Origin of the sequence: Bacillus cereus group sp. MG9 (genome assembly GCF_040459995.1) — a bacterium.
Taxonomy (GTDB): Bacteria; Bacillota; Bacilli; order Bacillales; family Bacillaceae_G; genus Bacillus_A; species Bacillus_A mycoides.
On record NZ_JARVHC010000002.1, the window covers coordinates 264518 to 286164 of the forward strand.

Consider the following 21647-nt stretch of genomic DNA (forward strand, 5'->3'; position numbering starts at 1 on the left):
GATGGGAGACGTTATAGATATATATGGATTATCACCTTTGCAAAAAGGAATACTGTTTCATACTTTATACGATCAAGATGATGAACATTCTTTTTCCTACATTGTACAAGTAGGCTTCTTGCTCGGGGGGCAATTGGATGTTGCTACTTTTGAAAAGGCTTGGGAATATGTTATTCATCGACATGAGGTTCTACGTTCAGTATTTGTGTGGGAGGAAGTTGAAAAACCTCTGCAAGCAGTTTACCAAAGTCTTCCTTTTACTATTCATCAAGAGGATTGGAGTGCCCATTCATATGAGGAGAGGGAGAAGAAATTACACCAGTTTTTGACTGCAGATCGTAGAAAAGGATTTTTATTGGATGAAGCACCATTGATGAGAGTCACTGCGATTAAAGAAGCAGAAGAGGAAACGAGAATCATTTGGACACATCATCATATTTTGCTAGATGGGTGGAGTGTGTCATTGGTCTTTAGTGAAGTGATGGAAGTTTATCTCAAGATGATAAAGGGAGAATTGTTGAATCTACCTAAATCTCTTCCTTATAAAAAATATATACAGTGGATAAATAAACAAGATCAAAGCGAAGCAGAGGAATTTTGGACAGAAGAATTAAAGGGGTTTTATGCACCTACGCCATTAGCGATGGAAAGAAAGGATCAAGAACAGGAGAAGGGCTATGGAGAGTGTGTTTATCAGGTGTCTGAGGAACTCACTGAGAATTTACAAGAGTGGGTACGAAATAGTCGATTAACATTGAATACGTTAATACAAGGTGCATGGGCCTATTTGATGAGTAGGCATAGCGGTGAAAGTGATATCGTATTTGGCGTAACTAGCTCTGGACGTCCTACTGATTTGATAGGAGCAGAGAATATGGTAGGTCTATTTATTAACACATTACCTACTAGAATTCGATTAACGGATGATACATCAGTAGTAGATTGGCTTCGTAAAATACAGATGAAAGAAATGGAACGAAGACAATATGAGCATAATTCATTGGTTGATATTCAAGGGTGGAGTGAGGTTCCGCGGAATAGCTCCTTATTTCATACCTTGTATGTGTTTGAAAATTATCCGATTCAAGGTGAGAGAAATGATGATTTAAGATTACTAGATGTTAAAAGCGCGGAACAAACAAATTATCCTTTAACACTCATTGTAATGCCTGGTAAGAAAATTACTTTAAAGTTGATGTATGATCAAAGCTATTTTAATGAAGAAACAATAAATCGGATTCAGGGTCACTTATTACAAATATTAATTCAGATGACGAAGAGCCTAGATTCAAAACTCTTTGAAATTACTCATTTAACAGTGGAAGAGCAGACACAGTTACTAGAGGAATGGAATAATACTCAAGTAAAATATTCAGCTGAAGGCATGATTCATACGGTGTTTGAGGAGCAAGTTAAGAAAAAGCCAGAAGCAATCGCAGCTATTTACGAAAATGAACAAATTACGTATAGAGAGTTGGATGAGCGTGCGAATCAGCTAGCACATTATTTACAAAAGCGTGGTGTAGGTCCAGAGTCTCTAGTCGGGGTATATATGGAACGCTCATTACAAATGATGATAGCGTTATTAGGTATTCTAAAATCAGGAGGGGCGTATGTTCCACTTGATCCTACTTATCCTGAGAGTCGGCTTCGTTATATATTAGAGGATGCCGGAATCGAGGTACTAGTGACGGAAGAAAATTCGAAAAATTTATATATATCTGAAGATGTTGAAGCGATTTGTATGAATAAAGATTATACTGCAATTGAAAAAGAAGAATCAATCCCATGTATAAGTGGTGTAACAGGGAGAAGTTTAGCGTATGTTATGTATACTTCAGGATCTACAGGGAATCCAAAGGGAGTGATGATTGAGCATCATTCAGTAATCAATTACCTAGAATGGATGCAACATAAATATCCACTTTCTGAAAAAGATGTGGTCTTGCAGAAAACCCCATTCTCATTTGATGTATCTGTTTGGGAGTTGTTTTGGGGTATTCACGTTGGAGCAAGTGTATCTTTCTTGCCTCCAGGTGGAGAAAAAGATCCTTCCATAATAGCTGAAGTGATTGAAAAACATCAGGTTACTATTGTTCAATTTGTTCCTTCAATGTTATCTGTTTTCTTAGATCACTTCAATCATATTGAATTGAACATGAATTGTTCGTCCGTGCGTCATGTATTTTCTGGTGGAGAAGAACTAAGTTCTGGGCTGGTTAGACGATTTCAACAGCAATGGAATCAGAGCGGGCAAGTAAAATTAACCAACTTTTATGGACCAACTGAAGCAACTATTTACGTAAATGCATTTGACATTCAACCTAATCAAGAATTTGTTTCTATTGGGCAGCCGATACAGAACACGCAATTATATGTATTAGACCAAAATCAACGCTTGCAATCAATAGGGATAGAGGGTGAGTTATATATTGGTGGTGCCGGTTTAGCTCGTGGATACTTAAATCGTCCGAATCTCACTACCGAAAAATTCGTTTCGCATCCATTTCGATTGGGAGAACAACTATATCGAACAGGAGATTCAGTAAGATATCTAACTGATGGTAATTTAGAATTTATAGGGAGAATGGACCATCAAGTAAAAATGCGTGGTTTTCGGATTGAACTTGGAGAAATTGAAGCGACTTTAGAAAAATGTTCGTTTATTAAAGAGGCTGTCGTATTAGTTAGAGAAGATCGTCCAGGTGATCAGCGATTGGTTGCATATGTAATAAGCGGTGGAAATACCCGAAAGTGGCGAGAGCATCTACAAAAACAATTGCCGAATCACATGATTCCAGCACACCTTGTAGAGTTAGAACAGTTCCCGCTTACTCCGAATGGGAAAATCGATCGAAAGGCCTTACCAGCACCTGATGAGCAACCTATAGGAGATTTAAATGTTCTACCTCGGACGCCTTCGGAAGAGCTTATTGCCTCGGTTTGGAGTCAAGTGTTAGGAACAGAAAATATCGGTATTCAGGATTCCTTCTTTGAACGGGGTGGACACTCACTACTCGCTACTCAAATCGTCTCTCGATTACAAGAATTGTTCCAGGTTAAAATCCCGCTACGTGAACTTTTTAAGCACAATACAGTGGAAGCATTAGCGAAACGAGTAGATCAATTGCGCAAAGAAGATAAAAAACGAGAGATTCCACCCCTCGTACCTATGACATGGGAAGAATCTATTCCACTTTCCTATGCGCAGAAACGTCTATGGTTTATTGATCAATTAATGCCAAATAGTGCGATGTACAATATTCATGCAGCGTGTCGCTTAACAGGGAAATGGTCAATTGAAGCATTGGAGGCAGGATGGAATCAGTTGTTGGAACGCCATGAATCATTACGGACGATAATTCTAGAACAAGAGGATGAACCTTTTCAACAGGTTCAATCTCATGTATTCAGACAAATCCCTCAAACGGATCTAACAGATCTCTCTTTGGAAGATAGGGAAAGAGAGATGAAACGGCTCATTCAAAACGAAGCGGAGGAACCATTTCATTTTGGACAAGGTCCTCTAATTCGAACACGAATATTGAAAGTGGACAGGGAAGAATGGGTTCTCCTTTGTACGATGCATCATATTATTTCGGATGGGTGGTCAATGGGAATCTTACTTGAAGAATGGATGGCTTTTTATGAAGGAGCACTAAGCGGAAAGCCAGTGGAACTGAAGGAGTTATCTGTCCAATATGCAGACTTTGTCATGTGGCAGAAGGAATGGCAAAAAGAAGAGAATTTGGATCAGCACCTCCAATATTGGAAAGAAGAATTGTCTGGGGAGCTACCGGTTTTACAATTACCGACGGATCGTTCTCGACCTGCGGTTCAAACCCACCGTGGTGCAAGTCAGTCCTTAATGTTGGCGAATTCCCTACAGGAAAAGCTCAAAGATTTAAGTCTGCAAGAAGGATGCACTTTATTTATGACCTTGATGGCAGCGTATCAAAGCTTCCTTTCTCGTTATACAGGACAAGACGATATTTTGGTTGGAAGCCCAATTGCAAATCGAAATGTTAAAGAGATTGAAGGATTAATAGGTTTCTTTGCAAATACGTTGGTTTATCGAGCTGATTTCAGTGAAAATCCGACGTTCCAAGAACTTTTGTCGCAGATACGAAAAAAAGCACTAAAAGCATACGAGTATCAGGACATTCCATTTGAGAAAGTGGTAGAATCCGTAAAACCGGAACGGAATACAAGTCATTCACCGATATTTCAAACCATGTTTACTTTACAGAATACGAAACAAGAGTTTCCTCAGCTATCTGAAAGACAAATGGAACTCATGGAAAGTCATACTTCTGTTGCGAAATTTGATTTGAGTTTATTTGCTTCTGAGACGGAAGCAGGATTATCGCTAACCTTTGAATATAATACTGATTTGTTTAATGATACAACCATTGAACGTATGGCAAGTCATTTTGAACATTGGTTATATCAAATTGTATCTCATCCAAAATATTTATTATCGGAAATGAACATGTTATCGAAAGTAGAATATAAGCAACTGCTAGAGGGATGGAATGAAAAAGGTGTTGTAGATATACGAGAAAGCACGATTCATACATTGTTTGAAGAACAAGTGGAAAAAACACCAGAAGCAATTGCAGTAGTGTGCGAAGATGAAGAACTAACATATCGAGAATTGGACGAACGCTCGAATCAGCTAGCACATTATCTACAAAAAAATGGTGTAGTATGCGAATCATTGGTTGGAATTTGTGTTACACGTTCATCCGAGATGATTGTCGGCCTTTTAGGAATTATGAAGGCAGGAGGAGCATATGTCCCAATTGATCCAGCGTATCCGGAAAGTCGACTGCAACACATTTTAGAGGATGCTCAAATAAAGGTACTGGTGACACAGGAAAAGTTACAACAAAAAATGGTTATATCTAAATCCGTTGACGTGATTTGTATTGATCGTGATCGAGCAGAAATAGAACAAGAAGCAACTACGGTGTGTACGAGTGAAGTGACGGGAGATAACTTAGCCTATATTATCTATACTTCAGGTTCAACTGGAAATCCAAAGGGAGTCATGATTGAGCATAGGAATACAGTAACAATGATTCATTGGGCGCATCACACATATTCCCGAAGGGATTTAGCGGGAGTGTTAGCTTCAACTTCGCTATCCTTTGATCTATCCGTTTTTGAAGTATTTGTTCCCTTAACGATGGGTGGTAAGGTGATTGTCGCTGAAAATGCTTTACATCTAGACAATTTGTCTACCAAGGGTGTGACTTTGGTCAATACTGTGCCATCGGCAGCGAAGGAACTGATTCGAGCAAAAATAATCCCTTCTTCAGTAAAGGTGATGAATTTGGCTGGAGAACCATTGCCATATTCACTTGTTCAAGATTTATACGAGAGAAGTACGATTGAGAAGGTGTACAACCTATATGGACCGTCCGAAGATACTACGTATTCCACATATATGGAATTAGAAAAGGGTGTCATGCATAGGGTACCACCAATTGGTAAACCAGTCTTCAATACAGAAGTATATGTACTGAGTGCTGAACAAAAAATGGTTCCAATTGGTGTAGTTGGTGAGCTTTACATTGGTGGATCAGGATTAGCACGTGGTTATTTAAACTGCCCTGACTTAACGCAAGATCGTTTTATACCGCATCCGTTTAAAGAAGGAGAGCGAGTATACCGGACTGGAGATTTAGTAAGGTATCTGCCGGATGGAAATTTGGAGTATCTTGGCCGAATCGACCAGCAGGTAAAAATTCGTGGGTTCCGAATTGAACTGGGAGAAATCGAAGCAACATTACAAAAACATAAATTAGTTAACGAAGTTATTGTGATGGTGCGGGAAGATTATCCTGGTGATCCGCGTTTGGTTGCCTATGTTGTGGGAGATGGGGATGCTCATAAGTGGCGTGATTATCTCAAGGCCCATCTACCAAATTACATGATTCCAGCCTATTTTGTCGGATTGAACTCATTTCCACTTACTCCAAATGGAAAAATTGATAGAAAAGCCTTACCAGCACCAGAGAGACAGGAGATAGCGAATTGTTATGTTGCTCCCCGTACATCTACGGAAAAAACAATCGTTTCGATATGGCATCAAGTCTTAGGTATGGAAAACATCGGAATTCAGGATTCGTTTTTTGAAATAGGTGGGCATTCATTACTTGCTACGCAAGCTGTTTCCAATCTTAAAGAGGATTTTGGAATCGAGTTACCATTGCATGATTTATTTACGTTTCATACGGTGCAGCAATTGGCTGAACAGATTGATCAATTGCTCTATAACAAAAACCAAGAAATGCAGAATGATAGTAAGGAGAATGTAAGTCTTCAAGACTATATTCAAAAAGAAGCAGAAGTGAGTAATGATGAAGAATTACTTGAACTGCTTAAGCAATTAGAAGAGCTATCAGAGGAAGAAGCACAAGGAATATTCGAGAGTAATTTAGTTGAGGAAGGGGTAAAAAAATGAGAAGTGATTTACTTGCAAAGCTGAGTTCACTTTCTCCTGAGAAGAGAGCTTGGCTTCAGAAGCAAATGCAAAAAAAGGAGAACAAAGAAGCACTTCCGTTGTCTTATGCACAACAGCGTTTGTGGTTTATGGAAAGATTTAACCCAAACAGTTCTTTATATAATATTCCAACGGTATGGCATCTAAAAGGAAATTGGATTCTTGAAGCATTAGAAAAGGGATTCAATCGACTCATTGAACGTCATGAATCATTACGAACTGTTTTTAAAGAAGTAGGAGAGCAACCTGTACAACAAATTGTCGAATTCCTTCCTAGAGCCTTACCTGTAAGGGATTACTCTCAACTTCCTCTAGAAGTAAAAGAAAAAGAGGTAGCTAGTTTAATTGCGAGAGAAGCGCAAGAACCATTTGATTTAATGAATGGCCCTTTAATTCGTTACCAGCTTGTTCAATTAGGAAAGGATGAATGGTTATTACTGTGTACGATGCATCATATTATTTCTGATGCTTGGTCCATCGGTATATTCATGAATGAATTACTTGCTTTCTATGAAGAAGCAACTGGCGGGAATCCTGCTAAATTAAGTTCACTATCCATTCAATATGCAGACTTTGCGAAGTGGCAAAAGGAGTGGTTGCAAGGTGATGTGTTAAATCGTCAACTTACGTATTGGCAGGAAGAATTGTCTGGGGAGCTTCCTATATTACAACTGCCAGTGGACCGACCTCGACCGGTTACGCAAACTTATGCTGGGGATACGCATCACGTGATTTTTCCTTATAAATTACTAAGTCAATTGAAGGAGATAAGTCGACAAGAAGGATCTACCTTATTTATGACTTTAATGGCTGCATACCAGAGCTTTCTTGCTCGTTATACGGGGCAAAAAGATATTCTAGTCGGAAGTCCGATTGCAAATCGGAATCATAAGGGAGTAGAAGGATTAATCGGTTTCTTTGTTAATACGTTGGTTTACCGATCAGATTTGAGTGGCACCCCTACTTTTAGAGAGATTTTGAATCAAACAAAGAAAAAGGCGTTAAGAGCTTACGGATACCAAGATATACCATTTGAAAAAGTGGTAGAAGCTGTGCAACCTGAACGAAGTATGAGTCATTCTCCTATCTTTCAGACCATGTTTACACTACAGAATATAAAACAAGAACGACTAGATCTGCCTGGTAGAAGTATCGAAATGGTAGAAAGTAATATGTCTATTGCAAAATTTGATCTGAGTTTAACTGCCTACGAAGTGGAAGAAGGTCTATTTGTCTCTTTTGAATACAACACGGATTTATTTGATAGTAGTACCGTTGTACGTATGGCAGGACATTTTGAGAACTGGTTAAATGAAATCGCGTATCATCCAGATGAATCATATACAAAGCTGTCAATGTTATCGGACACAGCGCAGAAACAACTCCTAGAAGAATGGAATGATACTGACGTGGTCTATGGTCATGAGTGTATGATTCATGAGCTATTTGAGCAGCAAGTTGCACGTACACCTGATGCAGTGGCGGTAGTTTATGAGGGTGGAAAGCTAACGTATCAAGAACTCAATGAAAAATCAAACCAATTGGCACATTATCTACAAAAACGAGGTATAGGACCTGAATCATTGGTCGGTATATGTGTTGAACGTTCTCCTGAAATGATTATTGGTCTCTTTGGGATTTTGAAAGCAGGTGGGGCTTATGTCCCACTGGACCCAAGTTATCCCGAAAACCGCCTGAGATACATTTTAGAGAATTCACAAATTCAAGTGCTGTTAACAAAAGAGGCACTACAGGACTGGTTACCTAAAGATATTCAAGCAATTTCTTTAGACCGGGATCAAGTAATGATTTCTAAAGAGAGTAATTTGGCTCCGGTGAGTGGAGTAACAGCAAATAACTTAGCCTATATCATATACACTTCGGGTTCGACGGGAAATCCGAAGGGAGTAATGATTGAACATCATTCGGTTATCAACCGCCTACAGTGGATGCAGAAAAAGTATCCATTATCTGAGGAGGATACAATCCTACAAAAGACACCGTTTTCATTTGATGTTTCTGTCTGGGAATTATTTTGGTGGTCATTTGTAGGAGCGCGTGTTTGTTTGCTTCAACCAGGAGGAGAGAAAGATCCTGCGGTGATTGAGGAGTATATCGAACGATATCGTGTGACCACCATGCACTTTGTTCCGTCGATGTTATCTACTTTCTTGGATTATATGGAACAATATAATTCGAAAAGGGATGTATCGTCTTTAAATCAGGTTTTTACTAGTGGAGAAGCATTAAATACTGAACAGGTTCGCCGGTTTAAGGGGATATTTTACGATGTTCAGCAAACAAAGTTAATTAACTTGTATGGCCCTACCGAAGCGACTGTGGATGTGACTTATTATGATTGTGATTTAGAAAAAGAACCTATGCTTATTCCAATTGGTCGTCCAATTGATAATACAGAGTTGTATGTGTTGGATCAACATCAACAGGTGGTACCGATTGGTGTGGCGGGGGAACTTTACCTTGGAGGAGTAGGCTTGGCACGTGGCTACATCAATCGACCAGAGTTAACTACTGAACGTTTTATTCCGCATCCCTTTAAGGAAGGGGAACGATTATATCGAACGGGTGACCTGGTGAGATATATGAATGATCGTAACTTGGAGTATATTGGAAGAATAGATAACCAAGTCAAAATCAGAGGATTCCGAATTGAACTGGGAGAAATCGAAGCAGCTTTACATGATCACTCATCTGTAAAAGAGGCTGTCGTGTTGGTGAAGGAAGATCGACCAGGAGATAAGCAGTTAGTAGCTTATATAGTGGGTGAAGGGGATACTGGAGAGTGGCGTGAATATCTGAAGAAGCAATTGCCAAATTATATGGTTCCGGCATACTTTTTCCAAGTTGAATCGATGCCACTCACTCCAAATGGTAAGGTGGATCGGAAAGCTTTACTGGAATTGGAGGCACAGTTCATAAGTGAAGATATTACTTCATCAAGAACACCAGTGGAGGAGCTCATCGTTTCTGTATGGAGTCAAGTATTAGGTATAAGAAATATTAGTGTTCAGGATTCTTTTTTTGAAATCGGTGGTCACTCGCTACTAGCTACTCAAGTAGTGTCACGCTTACAAGAAATCTTTCAAATCGAATTACCGGTACGCGAACTATTTGAGTATGCAACGGTGGAGTCACTGGCAAAGCGATTAGATCAGTTACGTAAAGGAGATAGAAAACGAGATATTCCGCCACTAATGCCGATGGAACGAGGGGAAACTATTCCACTATCTTATGCCCAACAGCGCTTATGGTTTATCGATCAATTTACACCTAATAGTGCACTTTACAATATGCCAATAGTATGCCGCCTTACAGGGAGTTGGCTACCTGAGGCATTGGAAACGGGATGGAATCAGCTAATAGAGCGTCATGAATCATTGCGGACGGTCTTTCATGAAGTGAACGGTCAACCCGTACAGCAAATTGAACCGTATGCTTTTCGATTAATTCCGAAAACGGATTTAACTATGCTTTCTCCAGAAGACCGAGAAGAAGAAGTTAAACGTTTGATTCAACAAGAAACAGAAGTGCCATTTGATTTAGGCGAGGGTCCACTGATCAGGACAAGTATTTTGCAAGTGGGAGAGGAAGAATGGATTCTCCTTTGTACTCTACATCATATCATTTCAGATGGATGGTCAATGGGAGTCCTACTTGAAGAATGGATGGCATTCTATGAGAAAACTACGGATGGAAAGGTAGCAGAACTTGAACCATTACCGGTTCAGTATGCCGACTTCGCTCAGTGGCAAAAAGGATGGTTGAAGGCGGAAGTGCTTGATCAACAACTCCAATATTGGAAGGAAGAATTGTCTGGGGAGCTTCCTGTACTCCAACTTCCTATGGATCGCCCGCGTCCCGCAATACAAACTCATGACGGGTCGACATACACTCTGGTTCTGCCAAGCGCGCTACATGACAAATTGAACGAATTTAGTCGCCAAGAAGGGGCTACACTCTTCATGACGCTGTTGGCTGCATATCAAAGTTTTCTATCACGTTATACGGGACAAGAAGATATTCTGGTTGGAAGTCCAATTGCTAATCGAAATTATAGAGAAATTGAAGGACTTATTGGTTTCTTCGTCAATACGCTGGTTTATCGAGCTAATCTGAGTGGTAGACCGACATTTCAGGATGTTCTGTCTCAGGTTCGTCAAAAGGCATTGAAGGCCTATGAATATCAAGATATCCCTTTTGAAAAAATTGTAGAAGTTGTACAACCAGAGCGGAGTACAAGTCATTCGCCAATCTTCCAGACTATGTTCATTTTGCAGAATATGAAACAAGAGTTCCCGGTGTTATCTGGTAGAAGTATTGAAATGATAGAAAGCCATAGTCCAATCGCAAAGTTTGATTTAAGTGTAATGGCAGCTGAGACGGAAGAGGGAGTACGTTTTACTTTTGAATACAATAAGGATTTATTCAATGCTACAACTATTGAACGGATGGCAGGGCACTTTGAGAAATGGTTACACGAAGTTTCCCATCACCCGAAAAATCCGTTGCATAGTTTGAGCATGCTATCGGAACCTGAGCGTACTTTGTTATTAGAAACATGGAATGACACTGTAATGGAAATGTCCCCACAAGGTCTTATTTGCGACAGATTTGAGGAACAAGTAGCTAGGAGTCCTGAAGCGATTGCGGTGGTTGATCAAACAAAAGAGTGGACTTACGATGAACTGGATGCACAAGCAAATCAGTTGGCAAATGTTTTACAGCGAAAAGGAGTCGCTCCAGAATCAGTCGTGGGAGTTTATCTTCCGAGGTCGGCTGAGCTCATGGTAAGTTTACTAGGCATATTAAAAGCTGGTGGAGCTTATGTTGTTTTAGATCCGTTGTATCCAAAATCAAGGTTAGAATACATGATTGAAGATGCAGGAATTCAATTTGTAGTGACGGCAGAAGGACAAGAAGGCCATTTCGAACAGGTCGAAATGGTGAGGTTAGAAGAATTAACAGTGGAAAGTGTAATCGCACCTACACGGCAGATAAATCCAGAGAACTTAGCTTATATCGTCTATACCTCTGGTTCTACAGGAAAGCCAAAGGGTGTCATGGTTGAATATCGCTCATTAATGAATATGGTCTCTTGGCATCAAGAAGTTTATCGTATTACAGCAGAGGATCGTGCGACTCAGATTGCGGGGATTGCTTTTGATTCGGCTGTCCAGGAGATTTGGCCGTATCTAACTGCTGGTGCAGCACTCTACTTGTCAACAGAGGAACTGAGAATTAATCCAGAAGCACTAAGAGACTGGCTCATTGATTCGCGAATAACAGCTAGTTTTGCACCTACGCCTATTCTGGAAAGACTCTTGAAATTATCTTGGCCAGATAAAACGGATCTTCGTTTTATCATTACCGGCGGGGATCAATTAACGCAGTATCCATCTAACGATATTCCTTTTGCGGTAATCAATCAGTATGGTCCATCGGAAAATACCGTTGTTACCACGGATTGTTATGTACCTGTAGGAGTGACAATAGGTACGCCATCGATTGGTCGACCGATTGCGAATACAGAAGTTTATGTGTTAGATTCTCATCTTCAGCTAGTACCAAGTGGTGTGATTGGAGATCTCTATATTGGAGGGAAGAGTCTTGCTCGTGGATATGCTAATCGTCCGGACCTTACAAAGGAAAAATTTATTTCGCATCCATTCAAGTCAGGAGAACGTCTCTATTACACCGGAGACAAAGCAAGTTATCTTCCTGATGGTGCTCTCCAGTTCCATGGTCGTATAGATGACCAAGTGAAAATTCGTGGTTTCCGGATTGAATTGGGAGAAATAGAAGCAGTTTTACAGGCACATTCTTCTGTGAAAGAAGCGGTTGTATTGGTACGAGAGGATGATCCAGGCGACAAGAGATTAGTAGCTTATGTAGTTGGTGAAGGAAGTGTCCAAGAATGGCGAGAGCATCTACAAACACATTTACCAAATTATATGGTCCCAACAAACTTTATTGAGATGGAATTTTTACCACTTACACCGAATGGAAAACTTGATTTAAAGGCATTGCCAATACCTAGCAAATTATCTACTGTAAATACCGTTCACGCACGAACTCCGCTAGAAGAACTTATCGCTTCAGTGTGGAGTCAAGTGCTAGGAATAGAAAATATAGGTGTTCAGGATTCTTTCTTTGAACTTGGTGGTCATTCTCTACTTGCTACACAAGTGGTCTCACGCTTGCAAGAAGTCTTTCAAATCAAATTACCGGTACGTGAACTGTTCGAATATTCAACGGTCGAGGCATTATCGAAACGAATGGATCAGTTACGTAAGGGAAGCAAAAAACGAGAAGAAATTCCACCATTGATGCCGATGGAACGAGGAGATAACCTTCCACTTTCTTATGCCCAACAGCGCTTATGGTTTATCGATCAATTTGCACCTAATAGTGCACTTTATAATATGCCAATGGTATGCCGTCTTACAGGGAATTGGTTACCTGAAGCATTGGAGTTGGGATGGAATCAGTTGATAGAGCGTCATGAATCTATGCGGACGGTATTTCATGAAGTGGACGGTCATCCTGTGCAGCAGATTCAACCGTATATTTTCCGCCCTCTCCCGCATATGGACTTAACTAAGCTTTCATTAGAGGAGAGAGAAAGAGAGTTGGAGCAATGGATTCAAACTGAAGTCGAATCCCCATTTGACTTAGAAAAAGGGCCATTGTTCCGTGGACAAATCGTGAAAATTTCAAAAGAAGAATGGGTTCTTCTGTGTAATATGCATCATATTATCTCTGATGGATGGTCGATGGAAATCTTGCTCCAAGAATGGATGGCATTTTATGAGGAGGAGATTGGTGGAAAACAAGCAAATCTTGCACCACTGCCAGTTCAATATGCCGATTTTGCTCAATGGCAAAGGGAGTGGTTAAAAGAGGAAGTACTAAATCAACAGCTTGCATATTGGAAGGAAGAACTGTCTGGTGAGTTACCAGTCTTAATGTTGCCGATGGATCGTCCCCGTCCTCCGGTGCAAACCCACCATGGATTAACTCATAATGTGTTGTTGTCACGCTCATTACTTGATAAATTAAACGAACTTAGTCGTCAAGAAGGGGCAACACTTTTCATGACCTTATTGGCATCTTATCAAAGTTTCCTTGCCCGTTATACAGGACAATCAGATATTCTTGTTGGAAGCCCAATTGCGAATCGAAATTATCGAGAGATTGAAGGATTGATTGGTTTCTTTGTCAATACGTTAGTCTATCGGGCTGATTTAAGTGGCGCACCGACATTCCAAGAGTTGTTGTCTCAGGTACGGGCAAAAGCATTGAAGGCGTATGAATACCAAGATGTTCCATTTGAAAAGATTGTAGAAGTCATACAACCGGAGCGAAGTACAAGTCATTCTCCGATCTTCCAAACCATGTTTACCTTACAAAACACGAAACAAGAGCTTCCAGAGCTTCATGGAAGAAGTTTAGAACCGATGGAAAGTCATGCTTCGATCGCCAAGTTTGATTTGAGTTTAAGCGCCGCAGAGGTAGAAGAGGGTTTATTCCTTTGCTTTGACTATAAGACTGATTTATTTGACATTGTAACGATCAGACGTATGGCTGAGCATTTTGAAAATTGGTTGAATGAAATCGTGGAACATCCTGATAAATCATTGATGAAGCTGAAGATGCTATCAGAATTGGAGAAGCAATTGCTGGAAGAGTGGAATAATAATGCTGTAGCGTATCCACGTGAGAGTGTGATCCATACACTTTTTGAAGATCAAGTGGATCGTACACCTGACACGGTAGCGGTGGTGGATGAAAATCAGCAGTTGACGTATCGAGAGCTGAATGAGAAAGCAAACCAACTGGCCCACTATCTCCAGAAATGTGGGATTGGGAACGAGTCATTGGTTGGTCTCTGCTTCCAGCGTTCAGTTGAGATGATTGTCGGTCTCATGGGGATCTTGAAAGCTGGGGCAGCCTATGTTCCATTGGATCCATCGTATCCAGAAAGTCGCCTACGATATATTCTGGAGGACACAGGGATTCAAGTTTTGGTCACGAACGAAGCATTAGAAGGTTGGATACCTGAAGAAATCAAAACAGTTTGTTTGGATCGGGATAAAGCGATAATCTCGCGAGAAAGCACCCTTTCACCAATATGTGAAGTGACAGGAGAAAACTTGGCGTATGTAATCTATACTTCGGGATCAACAGGGAATCCGAAGGGAGTTATGGTAGAGCATCACAATGTGATTCGATTATTTAAATCGACGGAATGTTGGTATCAGTTTGATGAAAAAGATACTTGGACGCTTTTCCATTCTTATGCGTTTGACTTCTCGGTATGGGAGATTTGGGGGGCATTACTCCATGGCGGAAGATTGATTGTTGTTCCTTACTGGATTAGTCGATCGCCCAAGGATTTCTATCAACTGTTAGTAAAGGAAAAGGTTACGGTTCTTAATCAGACACCATCCGCATTTCGACAATTGATACAAGTGTGTGAACAAGAAGATGAGAAGAAAGACTTGCATCTGCGCTATGTCATATTTGGTGGGGAAGCACTCGATCCTACCAGCTTGGTACCATGGTTTCAAAGGTATGGAGAGCAGGAACCACAGTTAATTAATATGTATGGAATTACAGAAACTACCGTTCATGTTACGTATTATCCAATTACTCAAGATGATGTGCAGCATGCTTCGAGAAGTAATATAGGAAAACAGATTCCAGATTTAGAAGTGTATGTACTAGACGCTTGTCAACAACCTGTGCCTATTGGCGTAGCTGGCGAACTATATATTGGTGGAGCAGGACTTGCACGTGGATATTTAAACAGACCCGAATTGACTGCAGAGCGTTTCATTTCTCATCCATTCAGTAGTGACCCAGGAGCGCGATTATATCGGACAGGAGACTTAGCGAGATACTTACCTGATGGAAATCTGGATTATCTTGGGCGGATTGATCACCAGGTGAAAATCCGTGGTTTCCGAATTGAGCTCGGAGAAATTGAATCTGCTTTAAACGCACATGTCTCCATAAAAGAGGCTGTTGTAATTGTTCGAGAAGATCAGCCGGGTGATAAACGGTTGGTGGCATATGTCGTGAGTGATGGGAATGTAGGTGAGTGGAGAGATTATCTCAAGGCGAAACTACCAAGCCATATGGTTCCTTCAGGATTTGTGATGATGGAAGCCATTCCACTAACTGCTAACGGAAAAGTTGATCGTGAGGCCTTACCTGTACCAGAGGAGAGGAAAATCGAAAGTGAATGTGTTGCGCGGAATGGTAACGAAGAAACACTGGCCACCATTTGGAAGCAAGTATTAGGGATTAAAAAGGTGGGAATCCATGATAACTTCTTTGAAATTGGTGGAGACTCGATTCTCAGCATTCAGATTGTCTCTCGTGCGAAGCAAGCAGGTTTGCAATTGACGCCAAAGCAAATGTTTGAACACCAAACGATTGCTGAGTTGGCGCAAATAGTCAATGAAGAACGGGGTGTACAAGCAGAGCAGGGAGTTGTAACTGGAGAACTGATCCTTACACCAATCCAGCAATGGTTTTTTGCACAAGATCATCCAAACCCACACCATTGGAATCAATCCATGTTTTTTAGAACAAAAGAGCGACTGGATATAGTATTACTGGAGAAAGCTGTACGTACCCTTCTAATCCATCATGATGCCTTGCGTTTAAGATATGAACGGTTACCGAATGGAGCTTGGAAACAGCGGAACGAAGGAATCGAAGAACAATCGACGCTGACCGTTATTTCATTAGAAGAAGTGCCGCAAGCAGAATGGCATCAAGTAATTCAAACGGAGATTGACACTGCACAAGCAAGCTTGCACTTACACGCAGGACCGCTAATGAGAATGGTGTATTTTGATGAAGGTAAGAAAAGAGCCGGCCGATTATTCTGGGTGATTCATCACTTAGCAGTGGATGGTGTTTCTTGGCGGATTTTACTGGAGGATCTGCAAACGGCGTATAATCAAGCGAGCCAGGAACAGATGATCCAATTACCTACAAAGAGTACGTCCTTTAAAGCGTGGTCGGAGAAATTGCATCATTACGCTGAAGCTGGGATTGTGCAAGAAGTGCGTGATTACTGGGAGCAGCAATCCGAACAAGAAGTGGCTATGCTACCAGTGGATACCACCCTCGAAGTTCCAGCAAATACAAGAACCGAGGAGATTACGGTGGTGCTGGATGAGAAAGAGACCCGTGCGGTATTGCAAGAGATTTCAAGCACTCATCGTGTCCAAATCAATGAAGTACTATTGACAGCATTGGTACAGGCTATGGCAGCATGGACAGGTCATCCGGCGCTGACCGTGGATTTGGAGGGGCATGGTCGGGAAGAGATTATCGAAGACGTTGACCTATCGAGAACCGTGGGGTGGTTTACAAGTATTTATCCTGTTCATTTAAATATTACCGATGCCGACACGCCAATTGCAGCATTAAAAGCAGTTAAAGAACAAGTACGTAAAATTCCTAATAAGGGTGTTGACTATGGGATTTTGCGGTACCTGAACGCAACAATGTGTGAGAAATGGGGGTCTCAACATACACCGTCTATTAGTTTTAACTATCTTGGACAATTTGACCAAATGTTTTCTGACGATGCAATGCTTATTCCGGAGAACGGATATAAGCGCTTAGATCATGCTTCTGGTTCCAAGCGCTTGCATTTAATCGATGTAATTGGAATTGTAACGAATGGGAAACTTCAGTTCACTTGGGTATACAATGTAGGACAATTCGCGAAATCAACGATTCAAAGTATTGCAGAGAATATGCTCGATCAACTGAGTAGATTGATTCAATCTTCATCAGATGGAGAATCTGCACTGACCGTTTCGGATTTTGCGATGGCTAATCTTAACCAAGTAGGTTTGACAAGAGTACTAACCAAGATGAATCGTGGAAAGAACTATCCAATTACTGATTTATATCCATTATCGCCTTTGCAAGAAGGTATGATTTTCCATGCATTGCATGACCAAGGGGATGAACATGTAGCGCCGTATATAGTGCAATTAAGTTTTATGATTAAAGGGAAAATGGATATTCCTACTTTCGAGCAGGCGTGGAAATCCGTAATTCAGCGGCATGAAATTTTCCGCTCAGCTTTCGTTTGGGATGAAGTTGAGGAGCCTTTACAAGTGGTGTATGAGAGTATTCCATTTAAGGTGAATGTAGAAGATTGGCGTACGCTGACTGCTGAAGAAAAAGAGGAGAAAAGAAAAGCCTTTTTGGCATTGGATCGAAAACAAGCCTTTCTTTTTGATGAAGCGCCATTGATGCGGGTGACTGTCATTCAAGAAGGTGAGGAAGAATATCGGATTGTTTGGACACATCACCATATTCTGTTGGATGGATGGAGCCTACCACTGGTCTTTAACGAATTGCTTACAGTGTACCAGAAGAGAATGAATGGAGAAGCCGTGCATTTACCTAAGTCATCGCCATACAAGAAATATATTCAATGGCTAAGAGAGCAGGATCAGGAGCAGGCGGAGCAATTCTGGAGAGAGAAACTTAAAGGTTTTACAGCTCCAACCCTGCTGGGCTTAGAAAGTAAAGAGCAAGAAAAAGGTTACACAGAGAAGGTAACTTATTTATCAGAAGAGCAAACCCAAGCGTTACAAAACTGGGCGAAGCGCAATAGGCTCACTTTGAATACGGTAATTCAAGGTGCGTGGGCGTATCTCATGGGCCGGTATAGTGGAGAAGATGACATTGTCTATGGTGTAACTAGCTCAGGACGCCCTACGGAGATTATTGATGTTGAAAACATTGTAGGTCCTTTTATTACGACATCACCGACGCGAATTCAGTTGATAGATAATATAAAAATAATGGATTGGTTGCAGAAAATACAAGAGGAAGAGATAGAAAGAAGACAATATGAATATGCTTCTTTGACAGAGATTCAAGGATGGAGTGAAGTTCCTAGAGGAACCCCGCTGTTCCATAGCTTGTATGTGTTTGAAAACTACCCAGTGAAAGAGGAGTCCTCAGGAAATCTAGAAATTGGTGAGTTGGAAGGAGTAGAGCAAACCCATTATCCATTAGGATTGACAGTTGTCCCAGAAAGCCAGTTGTTGTTAAAGTTGAAGTATGATCGTAGCAAGTTTAATGGTCTCACTATTGAACGGATGCTGGGGCATTTAAGCCAGGTGTTAAAGCAAATGATCGAGAACGTTGATCAAACTCTGTCGGAGCTGGTGTATGTTACGGAAATAGAACAGAAACAACTACTGGAAGAATGGAATGATAATGCAGCAGCGTATCCACGTGAAAGTGTGATCCACAAACTTTTTGAAGATCAAGTGGATCGTACACCTGATGCGGTGGCAGTGGTGGATGAAAATCAGCGGTTGACGTATCGAGAGCTGAATGAGAAAGCAAACCAATTGGCCCATTATCTTCAGAAATGTGGGATTGGGACGGAGTCATTGGTCGGGCTTTGTTTCCAACGTTCAGTTGAGATGATTGTCGGTCTCATGGGAATCTTGAAAGCTGGATCAGCCTATGTTCCGCTGGATCCATCGTATCCAGAAAGTCACCTACGATATATTTTGGAGGACACAGGAATTCAAATATTGGTTACGAACGAAGTATCACAAGGTTGGATACCTGAAGAAGTTGAAACAGTTTGTTTGGACCGAGATCAAGCAATGATTTCGCAAGAAAACACTCTTTCACCAATATGTAAAGTAACAGGAGAAAACTTGGCGTATGTTATCTACACTTCAGGTTCGACCGGGAATCCAAAAGGGGTTATGGTGCAGCATCATTCGGTATTAAATCTATCCTATGGTTTACAGAAAGAGGTTTTTTCACATCGGGCACATGATAACATGCGCGTTGGTCTAAATGCCTCAATCGCCTTTGATTCATCCGTTAAACAATTACAAATGCTTTTGTATGGTTCTAGTTTGTATATTATTTCAACAGAAGTTCGCAGTGATCCTCAACAGTTTGTATCTTATATTCGGGAGAATAAGTTGGAAATGTTCGATATAACACCTTCACTACTCCAATTACTCATAGATGAGGGGTTGTTAGAAACAAACGATAGTGTTCATGTTCCAAGCAAGGTACTGGTCGGTGGAGAAGCGATTATGCCATCACTGTGGGAACAACTAGTAGAGAATGACCATATCCATTTTTATAATGTATATGGTCCTACGGAATGTACGGTTGATGCGACATGCTATCGTATCAAAAAAGATAGTAAGAGAGTAACCATTGGGCGTCCGTTGCCAAATGTTCAAGCCTATGTATTGGATGAGAAGTTGTTACCTGTTCCAGTTGGTGTAACGGGTGAACTTTATATCGGTGGAGCAGGCCTAGCGAGAGGATACTTGAATCGTCCAGAGTTAACGTTAGAACGTTTTATTCCTCATCCATTTAATGAAGGAGAACGGTTATACCGGACGGGAGATCTAGTCCGTTATTTAGCTGATGGCCATTTGGATTATCTGGGAAGAATCGATAATCAAGTGAAAATTCGAGGATTCCGGATTGAGCTTGGAGAGATTGAAGCGAATTTAGAAAGTCATCCATCGGTGAAAGAGGCGGTAGTCTTGATAAGAGAGGACCAACCAGGAGATCAGAGATTGGCTGCCTATGTGGTGGGTGAAGGAAGTATGCATGAATGGCGTGAGCATCTCAAGAGGCAAGTACCGAATTATATGATTCCTGCACACTTTATTGAGGTTGATGCGATTCCGCTTACAACAAATGGGAAGGTTGATCGAAAGGCACTGAACAGCTTAACGATTCAAAGAGAAAGTACCTTTTCTACACCAATCATCCCACGGGATGAAATCGAGTATCAGCTGATTACAATCTGGCAGGATTTGCTACAGTTAGAAGATATCCATGTAAACGATGATTTCTTCAATATAGGAGGTCACTCTCTCCTTGTAATCAAATTGATTTCAAAGGTCAGAGAGAAATTTGGAAAAGAGATTAAGGTGCCCGCACTAATTAAGAACCCGACAGTGGAAGGAATCGCTTGTCTCATCCGTGAGAATCATCGTATGGAAGAATCATTATCGGTTCTGGTTCCATTACAAGAATCAGAGAAAAGACCTTTCTTCTGTGTTCACCCGTTTATGGGTAATGTACTCTGTTACATTCAGCTAGCAAGGTTACTCAAGGATCACTGCTCATTTTATGGTCTACAGAATCCTCTCGTAGAGAAAGAAGGAATGAACGGGTTGATTTTATCGGAAGTAGTTCAACTCTACATCGAGGAAATGAAGCGGGCTCAGCCAGAGGGGCCGTATCGTCTGGGAGGATGGTCTCTGGGCGGTGCCATCGCCTATGAAATCGCAACTATGCTACGGAACCAGGGAGAAGAAGTTGAGGTGTTGGTACTATTGGATACCAAGGTGCCTTCAGAACGGGATTACAAGACAGAGGATGAAATGCTATCTTATATATTGGAGCATTTCATCAATATAGAGTTAGTGGAGCAGGAAGAAGAGCTTGTTCATCAACAGGACATGCTTGTTGAGCAATTAATTGTGGAAGGAGTGCTCCCGCCTGATGCAAATCTTACGAATTTGAAGCAAATTATCAATGCTCACAGGAAATGTCTGAATTTAATGGCAGAGCATGATTTAACACCATATTTTGGGGAAGTCATTTACTTTAGTGCTGAGGAAGGTAAAGAATTGTTTACGGATTGGAAGCCTTTATTAAAAGGAAGAGTGAATATGTATTCGGTCCCTGGATCACACGAAGAAATAGTAGCTTCCCCCGCAGTTGAAAAGTTAGCTAAGTATCTACTAAATGAATTAGAAGGAATAAAAGAGACGTCCCTTTCACTAACGGAAAAGTAGAGAGCACAAAATAGGCAACTTTATAAACGAACATTGTTATTATTAAAGTCGTTATTTGTGAGTAGTAGTGTAAATAAAGAGAGCAGTCCAATAACTGCACATCAAGTGTAGGAGATTATGTATATATCAAGAGCATTACTTTTTAAGGGGCTAATGAAAAATTGCTTGATAGGGACATAGAAACATATATGAGTTGTTCATAGTATGCTGTAAATTATCTGAAGTTTTTGTACCAGAAGCGAATGCTTTGATGATATTGCTGAGGAAAG

General features: G+C 40.9%; 2 protein-coding genes. Both read left to right on the top strand.

Annotated features, from left to right (window positions below):
* Position 1: 1 nt before the first annotated feature.
* Positions 2-6472: an amino acid adenylation domain-containing protein gene (locus QCI77_RS29115; protein WP_353825962.1), complete on the top strand. Its 6471-nt coding sequence runs from the start codon at positions 2-4 to the stop codon at positions 6470-6472.
* Positions 6469-21378: a non-ribosomal peptide synthetase gene (locus QCI77_RS29120; protein ID WP_353825963.1), complete on the top strand. Its 14910-nt coding sequence runs from the start codon at positions 6469-6471 to the stop codon at positions 21376-21378. The genes QCI77_RS29115 and QCI77_RS29120 overlap by 4 nt, the downstream gene beginning before the upstream one ends.
* Positions 21379-21647: the final 269 nt, after the last annotated feature.